The organism is Ignavibacteriales bacterium, from assembly GCA_026390795.1.
In the GTDB taxonomy this organism is placed as follows: domain Bacteria; phylum Bacteroidota; class Ignavibacteria; order Ignavibacteriales; family Melioribacteraceae; genus Fen-1258.
In genome coordinates, this window is sequence record JAPLFG010000003.1 from 1,451,116 (window position 1) to 1,464,501 (window position 13,386).

12 protein-coding genes are annotated in these 13,386 nt (G+C 36.3%); 11 read left to right on the plus strand and 1 reads right to left on the minus strand.

Annotation, left to right across the window (positions count from 1 at the left end):
• Positions 1 to 88: 88 nt before the first annotated feature.
• Entirely contained in the window at positions 89 to 2,707 is a 2,619-nt protein-coding gene (gene clpB / locus NTX65_10050; protein ID MCX6169675.1) for an ATP-dependent chaperone ClpB, read from the minus strand.
• Positions 2,708 to 2,944: 237 nt separating this feature from the next.
• Between clpB and mnmE the strand changes: the two genes are divergently transcribed.
• From mnmE to NTX65_10105, 11 genes are all read left to right on the plus strand, one after another.
• Entirely contained in the window at positions 2,945 to 4,300 is a 1,356-nt protein-coding gene (mnmE, locus tag NTX65_10055; GenBank protein ID MCX6169676.1) for a tRNA uridine-5-carboxymethylaminomethyl(34) synthesis GTPase MnmE, read from the plus strand.
• An 83-nt stretch (positions 4,301 to 4,383) separates the two neighbouring features.
• Positions 4,384 to 6,261, plus strand: a complete 1,878-nt coding sequence (gene mnmG, locus NTX65_10060) for a tRNA uridine-5-carboxymethylaminomethyl(34) synthesis enzyme MnmG (GenBank protein ID MCX6169677.1) — start codon at positions 4,384 to 4,386, stop codon at positions 6,259 to 6,261.
• A gap of 15 nt (positions 6,262 to 6,276) precedes the next feature.
• A complete protein-coding gene (gene rsmG / locus NTX65_10065) occupies positions 6,277 to 6,957 on the plus strand; it encodes a 16S rRNA (guanine(527)-N(7))-methyltransferase RsmG (GenBank protein MCX6169678.1) in 681 nt (226 codons plus the stop codon).
• A gap of 158 nt (positions 6,958 to 7,115) precedes the next feature.
• Positions 7,116 to 8,237 (plus strand): SIR2 family protein, encoded by a 1,122-nt coding sequence (locus NTX65_10070; GenBank protein ID MCX6169679.1) that lies wholly within the window; start codon positions 7,116 to 7,118, stop codon positions 8,235 to 8,237.
• 68 nt (positions 8,238 to 8,305) lie between these two features.
• Positions 8,306 to 8,887: a PadR family transcriptional regulator gene (locus tag NTX65_10075; GenBank protein MCX6169680.1), complete on the plus strand. Its 582-nt coding sequence runs from the start codon at positions 8,306 to 8,308 to the stop codon at positions 8,885 to 8,887.
• 195 nt (positions 8,888 to 9,082) lie between these two features.
• Positions 9,083 to 9,406 (plus strand): hypothetical protein, encoded by a 324-nt coding sequence (locus tag NTX65_10080; GenBank protein MCX6169681.1) that lies wholly within the window; start codon positions 9,083 to 9,085, stop codon positions 9,404 to 9,406.
• A gap of 209 nt (positions 9,407 to 9,615) precedes the next feature.
• Entirely contained in the window at positions 9,616 to 10,083 is a 468-nt protein-coding gene (locus NTX65_10085; protein ID MCX6169682.1) for a hypothetical protein, read from the plus strand.
• 49 nt (positions 10,084 to 10,132) lie between these two features.
• Positions 10,133 to 10,612: a DinB family protein gene (locus tag NTX65_10090; GenBank protein MCX6169683.1), complete on the plus strand. Its 480-nt coding sequence runs from the start codon at positions 10,133 to 10,135 to the stop codon at positions 10,610 to 10,612.
• Between the two features lie 135 nt (positions 10,613 to 10,747).
• The gene (locus tag NTX65_10095; GenBank protein MCX6169684.1) at positions 10,748 to 12,028 is read left to right on the plus strand and encodes a hypothetical protein; all 1,281 of its coding nucleotides are present in this window, start codon (positions 10,748 to 10,750) and stop codon (positions 12,026 to 12,028) included.
• 115 nt (positions 12,029 to 12,143) lie between these two features.
• Positions 12,144 to 12,434, plus strand: a complete 291-nt coding sequence (locus NTX65_10100) for a hypothetical protein (GenBank protein ID MCX6169685.1) — start codon at positions 12,144 to 12,146, stop codon at positions 12,432 to 12,434.
• 103 nt (positions 12,435 to 12,537) lie between these two features.
• Positions 12,538 to 13,383: a hypothetical protein gene (locus NTX65_10105; GenBank protein ID MCX6169686.1), complete on the plus strand. Its 846-nt coding sequence runs from the start codon at positions 12,538 to 12,540 to the stop codon at positions 13,381 to 13,383.
• The last annotated feature ends 3 nt before the right edge of the window (positions 13,384 to 13,386 follow it).

The window sequence follows — 13,386 nt, forward strand, 5'->3', positions numbered from 1 at the left end:
AAAAAATGCACCGTCAGAAAAGGTCACCCTTGGTGGGAGATTGAAAAATATAACTAGTTAGTAAAATAGTTAACAAACCGTATAAGAATTATTTTTTTGAGAATTCTAACTTCCCTGCTCCTGGGTAACGGACTACAATTGTATCGCCCGATTCATATTTATTCATCAGCAATTCAGAGGAAAGAGGATTGACAATAAATTTTTGAATCGTACGTTTCAATGGACGGGCACCGTATGTTGCATCATAACCATGCTGAAGAAGAAAATCGATTGAGTCTTCGTCAATTTCAAACCCGATATTTTTTTCTACGAGCATCTTCCCCACTCTCTGCAGTTGAATTGCTATAATTTGTTTTAACTCACTCTTAAGCAATGGTTTGAATAAAATTACTTCATCAATACGATTTAAAAATTCCGGACGAATTGTTTGTCTGAGCAATTGCGTAAGACTAGAGCGTAATTCACCCATTATATTTTCAAAATTTGTTTCGTCCATCGTCATCAATTTTTCTTGGATTAAATGCGAGCCAAGGTTAGATGTCATTATTATAATTGTATTTTTGAAGTCAACCGTTCTCCCCTGGTTATCTGTAAGCCGTCCGTCATCTAAAACTTGCAGTAATATATTAAAAACATCCGGATGAGCTTTTTCAATTTCATCAAGCAGCACAACAGAATATGGCTTACGCCGAACGGCTTCTGTTAATTGACCCCCTTCATCATATCCGACATATCCCGGAGGCGCTCCAATTAAACGCGATACGGAGAACTTTTCCATATACTCGCTCATATCAATTCGTATCATTGCGTGTTCATCGTTGAATAAAAATTCCGCAAGCGCACGTGCAAGTTCGGTCTTCCCCACTCCGGTTGTGCCGATAAAAATAAATGAACCTATGGGACGGTGTGCGTCCTGCAATCCCGCACGAGATCTTCTGATTGCGTTTGCTACGGCGGCAACTGCATCGTCCTGCCCGATCACTCTTTTGTGAAGTTCTTCTTCAAGTCTAATTAGTTTTGCGCGCTCGCTCTCAAGCATCCGGCTAACCGGAATTCCAGTCCATTTGGCAACTACTTCCGCAACGTCTTCCGCATCAACTTCTTCTTTCAGCATCTTGGTATTTCTTTGAATCGCATTAAGTTCTTCAGATTCTTTTTTCATGTTGCGTTCAAGATCATTTATCACTCCGTAACGAATTTCCGCAACCTTACCAAGATTTCCTTCACGCTCAAATCGTTCGGCATCTGATTTAGCTTTTTCAATATCGCTTTTCATCGATCTGATTTTTTGAATCTTCTCTCTCTCAAGCTGCCAATGACTCTTCAGCCTATTGCGTTCTTCTTCAAGCTCACTTAATTCTTTCTGAAGTTCTTCAAGCCGTAACGCTGAGTCAGAATCTTTTTCTCGTTTTAATGCTTCTCTTTCGATTTCAAGTTGTTTGACTTTTCTTTCAACTGCATCAAGTTCTTCCGGCATCGAATCAATTTCAATTCTTAACTTCGATGCAGATTCATCAATCAAATCAATTGCTTTGTCGGGAAGAAAGCGATCTGTTATATAACGGTTTGATAATTGTACTGCCGCCACAATTGCGCCGTCCGTAATTCGCACGCCATGATGAACTTCGTACCTTTCTTTGAGTCCACGTAAAATAGAAATTGAATCTTCTTCATTTGGTTCGGAAACAAGTACAGGCTGAAATCTTCTTTCGAGCGCCGCATCTTTTTCAATATATTTTCTGTATTCATCAAGTGTCGTAGCACCGATAGCGTGTAATTCACCTCTAGCCAAAGCTGGTTTTAAAATGTTTGCGGCATCCATAGAGCCCTCTGCCCTTCCCGCTCCCACAAGAAGATGAAGTTCATCAATAAATAAAATTATTTCTCCCGCAGATTCTTGGACCTCTTTTACAACAGCCTTCACTCGCTCTTCGAACTGTCCGCGGAATTGTGTTCCTGCAACTAACGCTCCCATATCAAGTGCGATAATTCTTTTTGTCTTCAATGTTTCGGGAACATCGCCGCTGATTATTCTGTGAGCGATCCCTTCCGCGATTGCAGTTTTACCAACTCCCGGTTCGCCGATTAATACCGGATTATTTTTAGTTCGCCTTGAAAGAACCTGAAGCACTCGCCGGATTTCTTCATCTCGTCCTATCACAGGATCAAGTTTATTCGACCGCGCGAGTTCGTTTAAATCCCTTCCGTATTTTTGAAGCGCTTGATAAGTATCTTCCGGATTTTGTGAAGTAACGCGTTGGTTGCCTCGTATCTCTTTCAGTGCTGAGAGTATAATATTTTTGTCAATTCCATTTTCATTTAAAAGTTTTCCAGCCGCACTTTTGTCTCCACTAAGTGCCAGCAGCAGATGTTCATTTGAAACATATTCATCTTTTAATGTTTTTGTTTCTTCGGAAGATTTGTCAAATAATTTTGATGTGTTGATTGAAAGTTGTTGATTCCCAATTCCACTCCCCGAGACTTTCGGTAGCCGTTCGAGCAACTCACCAATTTTAATTCTCATTTGATTTATGTTCGCGCCGGATTTCTGAATTATAGAAACCGCAACGTTTGATTGATCTTGCAGAATTGCCGCCAATAAATGTTCCGGCTCAACAATTTGATTATTGTAATTCTGCGCAATCTCAATTGCGTTCTTTACAGTTTCCTGAGCCTTTACCGTGAATTTGTTAAAATTAAATTCCATATCGATGCCTCAAAATTTCCTATTCTAATTTACTTCTCATACAAACGATATTCTAAAAAGTTTCTAGTTAGTATTAAAATATTATGAATTAGTAAATAACTAGGTAGTAATATAAAAAACGTAACACTTTCCCTCGCTCGTAGAATCTATTCTCATGTTTGAGTGTAACTGCCAATTACATTAATTTAGTTCCCCCGTTATGCAAACTCTTTTTTGTAATTTAATCTGAAAGAATTGATGCAGCATGATAATGATACTATAGTGGCATTAGCAACACCGGCTGGTTCAGGCGCCATTTCTGTAATCCGTGTAAGCGGTCCGCAAAGCTTTATGTCCGTTGATAAAATCTTCCGAGGTAAATCAAAACTTACCGATTGCCATTCACATACTATTCATTACGGAAAAATTTATGACACAAAAGAGAATATAATCGATGACGTACTTGTTTCATTATTTAAATGTCCGCATTCATATACCGGTGAAGATTCGATTGAGATCAGCACACATGGCAGTTCTTTAATCACCGAAAAAATAATTTATACTCTTGTTGAATTTGACGTTAGATTGGCGGAACCGGGTGAGTTTACAAAACGTGCATTCTTAAACGGTAAATTGGATTTAACTCAAGCCGAAGCTGTGGCAGATATAATAAATTCACGTACCGAAGCATCTCTGCGTGGTGCGAGGAATCAACTGGATGGACTATTATCACAAAAAGTTGATTGGATGAGAGAAATTCTAATAAACACGTCATCGCTGATAGAACTTGAACTCGATTTTGCTGAAGAAGATATTGAATTTCTTTCTGTCAATCAGATTCTGCAAAACATTGATACAATTGAAAAAGAAATTGATGCTTTATTGAAAACGTATTCTTTTGGTCGTGTTATAAAAGACGGCGTGAATGTTGCTTTGGTAGGAAAAACAAATGTAGGGAAGTCGTCTCTCCTAAATTATCTCTTAAAAGAAGCCAGAGCTATTGTTAGCGAAATTCCCGGAACTACCAGAGATATAATCCGGGAAGATCTTTCAATCGACGGAATTCTGTTTAAACTTTTTGATACAGCCGGAATAAGAGTAACTGAAGATATTCTAGAAAAAGAGGGAATCATTCGAAGCCGGGAAGCAGTTAAAAATGCAGATATCGTTCTTTTTATGAATGATGTCATTTCCGGATTCTCTGCCGATCTTTACAATCAATTATTAGAAATAACCAAAAAAGAAAGAATTATAATTGTGGCGAATAAAATTGACCTTCTCAAGGAAAATAATTTTGAGGCGGATGTGGAAATTTCTTCATTAACCGGAAAAGGAATTGAAGATTTATTCACAATAATGAAAGAGAGGGCAGTCGGTTCTCAAAATTATACAGAAAAGACAGCAATTATTTCGAGTCTTCGTCACCATAACGCGTTAAATTCAGCTAAAGAAAATCTCATTAACGCAAGAAATTCAATCAATAAAAAATTAACCGGCGAGTATATTGCTCTTGATTTAAGGAATGCCGAGATAGCACTTGCCGAAATAATCGGGAAAGTGACATCAGATGATGTTTTGAATAACATTTTTGCAAAATTTTGCATAGGAAAGTAATATTTCACGTGAAACCCACAAAACCGAGGCAGAAAAGAATCACTCATTAGTTAGATTATTTCACGTGGAACAGAAAGGTATAAATGAGAAGTTTTGATATTATTGTTGTCGGCGCCGGTCATGCCGGAATAGAAGCCGCATCAGCCGCAGTCAAAATGGGGTGCTCAGTAGCCCTTATTACAATGGATAAAAATGCGATTGGTAGGCTATCATGCAATCCGGCGGTAGGAGGCAGCGCAAAAGGTCATCTGGTTCATGAACTTGATGCTCTCGGCGGTATGATGGGATTAATTGCCGACAAATCCGGTATTCAATTCCGTATTTTAAATAAAACTAAAGGTCCGGCAGTCTGGGCCGGAAGATGTCAATCAGACAGAAAATTATACTCCGAAGAGGCGGGACATGTCATTTTCACAACACCAAATCTGGAATTAATAGAAGACTCTCTTTTGGAAGTATATGAAGAAGGAAAAAAAATCTCGGGAGTTAAGACTCTTAAAGGGGAGGAGCTAAAGTGTAAGGCACTGATTCTCTGTTCCGGCACTTTTTTGAATGGATTGATGCATACAGGATTAAAATCCACAAAAGGAGGAAGGTACGGAGAACAAGCTTCTGAAGGTCTAACAGAATCATTTTTAAGAATGGGATTTATATCGGGCAGATTAAAAACCGGGACACCACCGCGACTTAGAAAAAATTCTATCAACTGGGAAATACTTGAAGAGCAGCCGGGTGATGAATTTCCACAACCATTTTCTTTGAGAACAGACAAAACTAAATTTCCATTTCTTCAACAGGTTAGTTGCCATATCACATATACTGATAAGACCGTTCATAAAATTTTGGAAAAAGGGTTTAATCAGTCACCTTTATTCACGGGTGTAATAGAAGGCATCGGTCCGAGGTATTGCCCATCAATCGAAGATAAAATCGTTAGATTTGCTGACAAAGAGAGGCATCAATTATTTCTTGAACCGGAAGGATTGGATTCGGATCTAATTTATCTAAATGGATTTTCATCATCATTACCGGCGGAAATTCAATTCGAGGCATTGCAAAAAATTAAAGGACTTGAAAACGCGGAGATGGTTCGACCGGCTTACGCAGTTGAGTACGATTATTTTCCTCCTTATCAAGTTGATCTAACTTTAGAAACAAAACTTATTGAAGGACTTTATTTTGCCGGACAAATAAATGGAACTTCAGGATACGAAGAAGCCGCTGGACAAGGGCTTATTGCCGGAATTAATGCCGCATTAAAAATTCAGAAGAGACCGGAATTCGTATTGAAGCGGAGTGAAGCTTATATCGGTGTTTTGATTGATGATCTAGTGCGTAAATCAACAAACGAACCATATAGAATGTTTACTTCAATGGCTGAGTATAGACTAGTATTACGACAGGATAATGCAGACAGAAGACTTCTTCATAAGGGATTTGAATTCGGTTTGATATCTAAAGAATTGTTCGATTCATTGAAGAAAAGGGAAGTGATGATCGTTGCTCAGAAAGATTTTATCTCAACAAAGAAAGTCCTTCCTAAACAGATTAATGGACTTCTGGAATTGAAAAAGCTTGCGCTGATTGATAATTCAGAAACGATAGAAAAATTAGTAAAGAGACCGGAACTGACTTTGGCTGAGATCTTAAAATTCATCGAAAATGAAAAAGAAAACTGGACACAAGAATTATTGAACAATGAAACTGTTTTAGAACAGATCGAAATAGAAATAAAATTTGACGGATATATAAAGCGTCAGGAAGAATTGATCGCGAAAACGGAAAAACTGGAGAACGCAAACATTCCATTAAATTTCAACTATACTAGTTTGAAAGCACTTTCCACAGAGGCAATAGAGAAATTAAATAAAATAAAACCGCGTTCAATAGGACAGGCAAGCAGAATTTCCGGAGTTACTCCTTCTGATATTTCTATTTTATTAGTATATTTGAAGAGCTAAAACAGAGGGCTTTTGTTGGATCTTCAAGAGCAGTACTTACGTGAACTGAAAATGCTCTTCTGGGAAAATAGTCTAAACCCGGATGAATATCAGTTAGAGAGACTAGCTCATTTTGCGCTTCTTGTTACTCAAAAGAATACAAAACTCAATTTAATTTCCCGCAGAGATGTTCTTAAAATCATTGAAAATCATATTTTTATCTCTTCGTTGATTGCGGAATTTCTCCCAAGCCGGGTATCGAAATTTTTAGATATTGGAACCGGAGGCGGTTTTCCCGGAATACCATTAGCAATAACCCGTCCTGCCATGAGGGGAGTTTTAGCAGATTCGACCGCTAAAAAAATTGATGCTGTTAGAGAGTTTATCAATAAACTGAAACTCAATAATATTGTCGCAGAAAATTTTCGCGTTGAAAGTGATGACTTCAAACAGAAATATGCCGATACGTTTGATTTAGTTGTTAGCCGGGCAACAGTTCCGTTGGTAATTTTATTTCGCTACTCGCTTCCATTAATTAAAGAGAAGGCATACATTGCCGCAGTTAAAGGCGGCGATTTGATGGATGAATTCAAGACCACTGAATTGAAATACAAAGCTCATATTAAAAAATCAACAATTTTTGAATTATCATATAAACCATCCAACCTTAGAAATGAGAAGGGGAAGAAGTTGATTCTCATTGAGATCAACAAATAATTCCTTTACACATCAGATTTTTCTTAGTAACTTTTTCTGAACCATTAAAAGAATAAAGTTATATTTGTTTAAATGATTTCCAATTTGAATTAACTATTTCATCAAACGAGAACATCAAAATTAACCTTATTTTTTGCGGTTAAAGGTGGTGTACAAAAATGATAACTCCATCCGAAAAATTTTTACGATACTTACCAAGCAGAGACGTTGTATTTGTTTTAGGCGCAGGTGCTTCACATCCCGATGGTGTTCCTCTCCAGAGAGATATGTTGCCGATGATTATTTCAGGCGGAATTGAAGAGATTGAAAACTCGGAAATAGGTAAGATTGTTATAGAGTTTATTAAAGATAATTTTGAGTTTAACAGTGCGACTAATCAATACCCGCAGCTTGAGGCAGTTTTCGGCTTTATCGATTATTTTATTCAACAGAACGAAAGCTTGAATGCAAAATACTCTAACGAAAAAATAAGAGACATTAAAGAATACTTAATTAAACTGATTCATTACATTGTTAATCTTCAAACCGACAAACGAAGTCACTACTACCATCTTTTTTGGAAAACTATTCAAAAAAACAATTCGAACATTTCAATTATCACTTTAAATTACGACACTCTTCTTGAGCAAGCTTTTGATTTTTTATTTAAAAGTCACGGTTACATTGATTATTGCATTCCATTAATGAACTATGAACGATTGCCCGAAATGAACAATTTCAATTTTTGGATAAATCCGCGAGAACCGGTTTCAATTAGCGAGAATGAAAATCCGATTCCGATTAAAATTGTGAAAGTACACGGCAGTCTTAACTGGAAATATTGCAATTGCTGCAACCAAACTTTACTTACACCTTGGGACCGATCGATTGACTTGAAAAAGGGAAAGTTTCTAGGTTATACATTTCCGGAAAAGGTGGAATACGAGTTTGTTTGTCCGCTGGATGGAACGGAGTTTCGCACGCTTATTATGCCTCCGACATATCTGAAAACCATTCATCATCCCATTATTTCTCAATTAATGAGCGAGGCGTCGAGAGAAATACGCGCAACGAAAAAAATTGTTTTCATTGGGTATTCTCTTTCCAGCTCGGATGTTCATATAAAAGCGTTATTTAAAAAGCAGATTACATCCGATAAAGAAATTATAGTAGTAAATCCAAAACGTAAAGAATCTTTAGAGCTTAATTATAAATCACTCACAAATAATGTCCGATTTATCTACTCATCATTCGAAGATTTTGTAAATGATGAAAATCAGTTGAATTCGATCCTTTCATAATTTTATTGCATTATTCCATTTCATGCTCTATCTTTATACTACATTATCAATGTAGTAGGAAATTACATATGCTTTCAAAATTAGCTGCGTTAATACTGGGCGTTGTGTCCGAAAGAGAGAGAAATCCATATGAAATCACAAAAATGCTTGAACAATTAAATACAAGAAAATTATTACCGCTCGCCGATTCTACAGTATATGCAACTATCAATAATTTGAAGAAACAAGGATTGATTATCGGTCGGACAGAACGAACTGGAAATTTGCCTGAAAAGACAATTTACTCAATAACTCCGGAAGGTGAATTCGAATTTCATGAATCAATAACCAGTTTTTTAGAAGATGATGTAAATTCTCCCTCGAATTTTGATATTGGCATTCTTCTTATGCATAATTTGAGCAAACCGGAAATCTTAATGAAATTGAAAAAAAAATTGGAAAGGCTTGAAAGCAATTCTTATACAATAAGAAAACAGATATTGAGCTTCGAAATGGATTCTACAAAAGTTGCATTTACTAGTCTTTCAATGCTTAAACACAGGATGCATTTAATTGAAGCGGAACTAAAAACAATTCGCGAATTGATAAAAGAATTGAATGTAAGACAGACAATATCAGATTTGTCGCCTTTCGATATGAGAATGTTTTAACCACTTCTAAAAATTCATTTGAGTTAACTATTTATTTTATACCTCGGTTTAGTTCTTATTAATAAAAATGAAAATTCATTTCTTGTAGATTACCATCCCTTTTACTTTTTCAATCTGATATTAGCAATTCTTTTAAACCCGATATCCTCTTATAAGTGTCTATAAAGTAGGAACAAAAAAACTTACGGAGGATCTATGAAAAAAGTAAAGATGTTTCTTCTACTAACAGCAATGGTTGCATTGGTCGTTCAAGCACAAACAGCAACACCTAAAATAAATCAAAAACAAAAAGAGCAGCAGGTAAGAATCAAACAAGGAGTAAAAACGGGAGAGCTGACGACCAAAGAAACCCGGAAGCTGGAAAAGCAACAATTGAAGATTCGGCACGATAAGAAAATTGCAAAATCGGACGGAGTTGTAACCAAACAGGAGCGCCGCCAATTATTAAATGAACAACAGCGCGCAGGTAAAAATATTTTGAGAAAAAAACATAACAGCAGAGTTAATAACTCTCGGTAAAAAGTCCCCATACAAACCCCTCGAATCCATCCTTTCGTAGCCGGGGGATGGATTCTTTTTATCCCAGTATAAGATTCAATAATTTGCAACGCATCTCAATTAAAATTACTTTTGAATTAGTTTTTGTCGGGAATAATAGGAACAAAACCGACCGAATAATTTTAAGAAATAAATTATTATCAAAACTTTTCAATAATTAGGTAAATGTTATGAAATTAAGCAACAAGGCTTTTCTTTTATTTGTTGGTATGTTAATCGCTAACAATTTTGTTCCGGCACAGTCCAATGAAGTACTTGCAATAAAGAATGAAATTAATAAATGGATGAAATCTTACAATCAGAAAGATTTAAATAACTCCGTTGCAATCTTTGCTGAAGATTATATCGGTTTGTACTATGGACATCCCGATCAAACTTCAAAAACAATTAGAGATGAGAACGAAGTAGTTTTTAAAAATAAATATCTGAAAGCGACTTTAAGTATGGAGGCGGATGAAATAGTGACAAGCGGTGATCTTGCATATGTAAACATTAAACAAAAATGGGCATTCAAACCGTCGGTCTCAAAAACACCGCAAATTGCTTTTGAAAAAGGGATATTAATTTTCAAAAAACAAAACGACGGCAAGTGGAAGATTACCCGTTCATCAACATTTCCGGTAAACGCCGCGAAATAAAATTAATTGAGACATCTAAAAATTTTTGTGATACAGAGAAAAAAGTAAATTGACTCGAGCAAAGAAGCTATCAGATGAATTGTACAATTCGATTTTTGGAGACCCTTGGTACGGCTCTTCTGCAACTGATATTTTGAGAGAGATTTCCATCGAGCAAGCATTTAGAAAACCAATTCCATCTGCACATAGTATAATCGAATTAACACTTCACATAACCGCGTGGACTGAAGAGATTCTCAGCCGTTTCAATGGAAACAAGCCTTCAGAGCCTCAAATTGGCGATTGGCCAACTCCAGAAAATTACACTGAAAAATATTGGGTCACGGTAAAACAAAACTTATTTGATGCAACAAATAAATTGATTTCCGTTCTCAAAAAATTTCCCGAAGAACAACTGGACACCATTATAGGTGGTGAAAGAAACGTTTCATTGGGCACCGGCTTTTCCCTTGAAGGATTAATCTTGGGGCTTGTTGAGCATAATTCATATCACTTGGGGCAAATTTCTTTACTAAAAAAATTCTTTTGATAAAGTAACAAAAGGGAAGTTCAAACGTCTACTTGTTGCACGATACAATAAATGTTTCCGACTATCGTTTATTGTATTGAATAAACTGAAGGATTTGTCATTATTTCATTCATTAATCTAAATACAAGGGGTAGTATGCGGCATAGAATCATCCAATCAATTTTCTTTTTCCTTTTTATCTCAACGTCATTCTCATTTGCACAAAATGACCAATCGATTAGAAAGGAAAACGCTCCAAATCTTTTTATTGATTGCGGCTACTGCGACATTAATTTTGTAAAAGAGCAAATTCCGATTGTTAATTATGTGCGCGACAGGAAAGATGCCGATATTCATGTTCTTTATACTTCTCAGAGTACCGGTTCGGGAGGAACAAGCTATATATTACTATTTATCGGTCTAAATAAATTTGCGGGGATTGATGACACCGTAAAATATATGGTCAATAAAACAGATTCGGATGATCAATCGCGAATCAAAATGGTAAAGGCGCTTAAAATGGGATTGGTCCGGTATCTCTCCAAGACACCCGCTGCAGATCAGATGGAGATCTCTTTTCCAAAACAACAGCAGGCGGCTGAACAACCGAAAGACGATTGGGACTACTGGGTTTTCAAATTAAGCTCGAACGGAAATTTTAACGGCGAGAAAAATTATAACAGCAAATCTATTTACAGTTCAATCTCGGCGAATAGAACCACGGAAGATATGAAACTAAGTATTTCTCTTTCTAGCGACTATAGTGAAAGCAATTATTATTATGATACTGAGACAATAACGAATATTACCAGAAGCCAATATGCGAATGCTTCTTTTATAAAAGCGATAGATAATAAATGGTCTTGGGGTATTTGGGGTAGCGCTTATACTTCTACATACGACAATATCAATTTCAGTTATTCATTTGCACCGGGTATTGAGTATAACGTTTTTCCTTATTCGGAATCGAACATACATCAACTTAGAATTTACTATAAAGTATATCATACTTTTAACAGATACGTTGATGAAACATTATATTTTAAAAGGAAAGAAGATTTATGGCGGCATTCATTAAATGCCTCGTTTTCTTTAATTGAACCTTGGGGGAGTTTAAGTTTTGGACCGAATGTAGAAAACTATTTAGATGATTTTACCAATATCAGTTATGGTGTTTTTAGTTCTGCCAGTTTAAGATTGTTTAAAGGTTTTTCGCTCAGCTTTTATTTTAATTATTACAAGGTCGGCAAACAAATAACACTGCCGCTTGAGGGAGCTTCACTTGAAGAAGTTTTATTAAGAAGAAGGCAACTTGAGACAACATATAATTATTACGCTTACTTCGGTATATCATATTCGTTCGGTTCTATATTTAATAATTTTATAAATCCGCGTTTCGGCGGCGGCGGCGGTTCAACAATTATAATAAGCGATTAATTAATTCATCATGCGGTGTTCTCAAACACCGCATTGGATGGTTATTTTCAATCCCTCCCTCATTATAGTAAGGACGGTAAAAAATATTTTCTTGATCTGTATAAAAGGAAATTTTATGAAAATATTAGCAATCGAAAAAGAAGTAGGCGGGAAAACAAAAGAACAATTTAAAATATACCTTAAACCCGAGGCGCAAAGAGTTTGGGACCTTTACCAAACTGGTATCATCCGCGAAATCTATTTTAGTAAACCTCTTCACAACGCCCTCATAATTCTTGAGTGTACAAACGAAAATGAAGCGAGAGAAATATTAAACACATTGCCATTAGTTGAAGTAAATCTAATCGACTTTGATATTATCCCCTTAGTTCCGTACGATGGCTTTTCTCGCTTGTTCGAAAACTGATTTTGTATATAAATCGAATACTCTAAAGCATGTCAATTATAATTTTTATCCCCACTTTTATCCTTAGTTAGATATTTTTGAATGCCATAATAGAAGGATCAATATGAAAAGTTACCTTAAGTTTTTTCTCTTCTTTCTTCTCACCGGCGTTAGTCTAACTGCTCAGAATAAGACGAACGATTCAACAGTTGAAAAATATTTGCCGAAGCTCGAAAAAATTTTTGAGCTTCATGAGAAGGTAAAACAAATCCATCCCGTACTTCAAAATGTTTATCCCGTTGCAATTGCAGAGGAAGGACAATACTACATTTTTGAACCCGACACAAATAACAGATACCGTTTTGTAAAAAAAGCCGCAACTACATCACTGGTACCAAAGGGAATAAGAGCCGCGTTCCCGCTTCCGGAAAATGATAATAAAATGACATGCGTCGTCACCGGAGAAGTCTTTGACTCAATGGACGGCTACGCAATTATTTTTCATGAATTCGTTCATTGCGCCGTCTTTGCGGCAATTGAAATGATACTGAAGGACAATTTGGAAATCTATAAACGCGCGATGGAACAGAAAGACTGGATGTGGGAATTGAATTACGCGTTTCCATATTCAAAAAAAGAATTTACGGAACCCTATGCAGCTCTCCTTTCGATGTTGAATAAGAACGACTTGAATGATGTAAAAGATATTCGCGAAACGATAAAAGAGCAATTAAGCAAAGATGAATATTCTTACATGACTTGGGTTGAATGGAAAGAAGGATTTGCGCGCTGGGTTGAAAATAAAATCAGAGATAAATTCGGAATAAAGGAAAATCATGCTGGAGGAATTGAACCGTTCGATAGAGTAACGTTTTATGAAGGCGGTTCCCGGTTGATCGAACTGATTTACAAGACAGATCCAAAAACGGTTCTGGATTTGGAAAAGCTTTATGCATTTATCAACTCATGATTC

Excerpts from the sequence above, each read along its gene's own strand:
- NTX65_10080 (MCX6169681.1), top strand. The coding sequence starts at position 9,083 with ATGAAAAAAGTAAAGATGTTTCTTCTACTAACAGCAATGGTTGCATTG.
- mnmE (MCX6169676.1), top strand. The coding sequence starts at position 2,945 with ATGCAGCATGATAATGATACTATAGTGGCATTAGCAACACCGGCTGGT.
- NTX65_10085 (MCX6169682.1), top strand. The coding sequence starts at position 9,616 with ATGAAATTAAGCAACAAGGCTTTTCTTTTATTTGTTGGTATGTTAATC.
- NTX65_10075 (MCX6169680.1), top strand. The coding sequence starts at position 8,306 with ATGCTTTCAAAATTAGCTGCGTTAATACTGGGCGTTGTGTCCGAAAGA.
- clpB (MCX6169675.1), bottom strand. The coding sequence starts at position 2,707 with ATGGAATTTAATTTTAACAAATTCACGGTAAAGGCTCAGGAAACTGTA.
- mnmG (MCX6169677.1), top strand. The coding sequence starts at position 4,384 with ATGAGAAGTTTTGATATTATTGTTGTCGGCGCCGGTCATGCCGGAATA.
- NTX65_10100 (MCX6169685.1), top strand. The coding sequence starts at position 12,144 with ATGAAAATATTAGCAATCGAAAAAGAAGTAGGCGGGAAAACAAAAGAA.
- NTX65_10105 (MCX6169686.1), top strand. The coding sequence starts at position 12,538 with ATGAAAAGTTACCTTAAGTTTTTTCTCTTCTTTCTTCTCACCGGCGTT.
- NTX65_10070 (MCX6169679.1), top strand. The coding sequence starts at position 7,116 with ATGATAACTCCATCCGAAAAATTTTTACGATACTTACCAAGCAGAGAC.
- NTX65_10095 (MCX6169684.1), top strand. The coding sequence starts at position 10,748 with ATGCGGCATAGAATCATCCAATCAATTTTCTTTTTCCTTTTTATCTCA.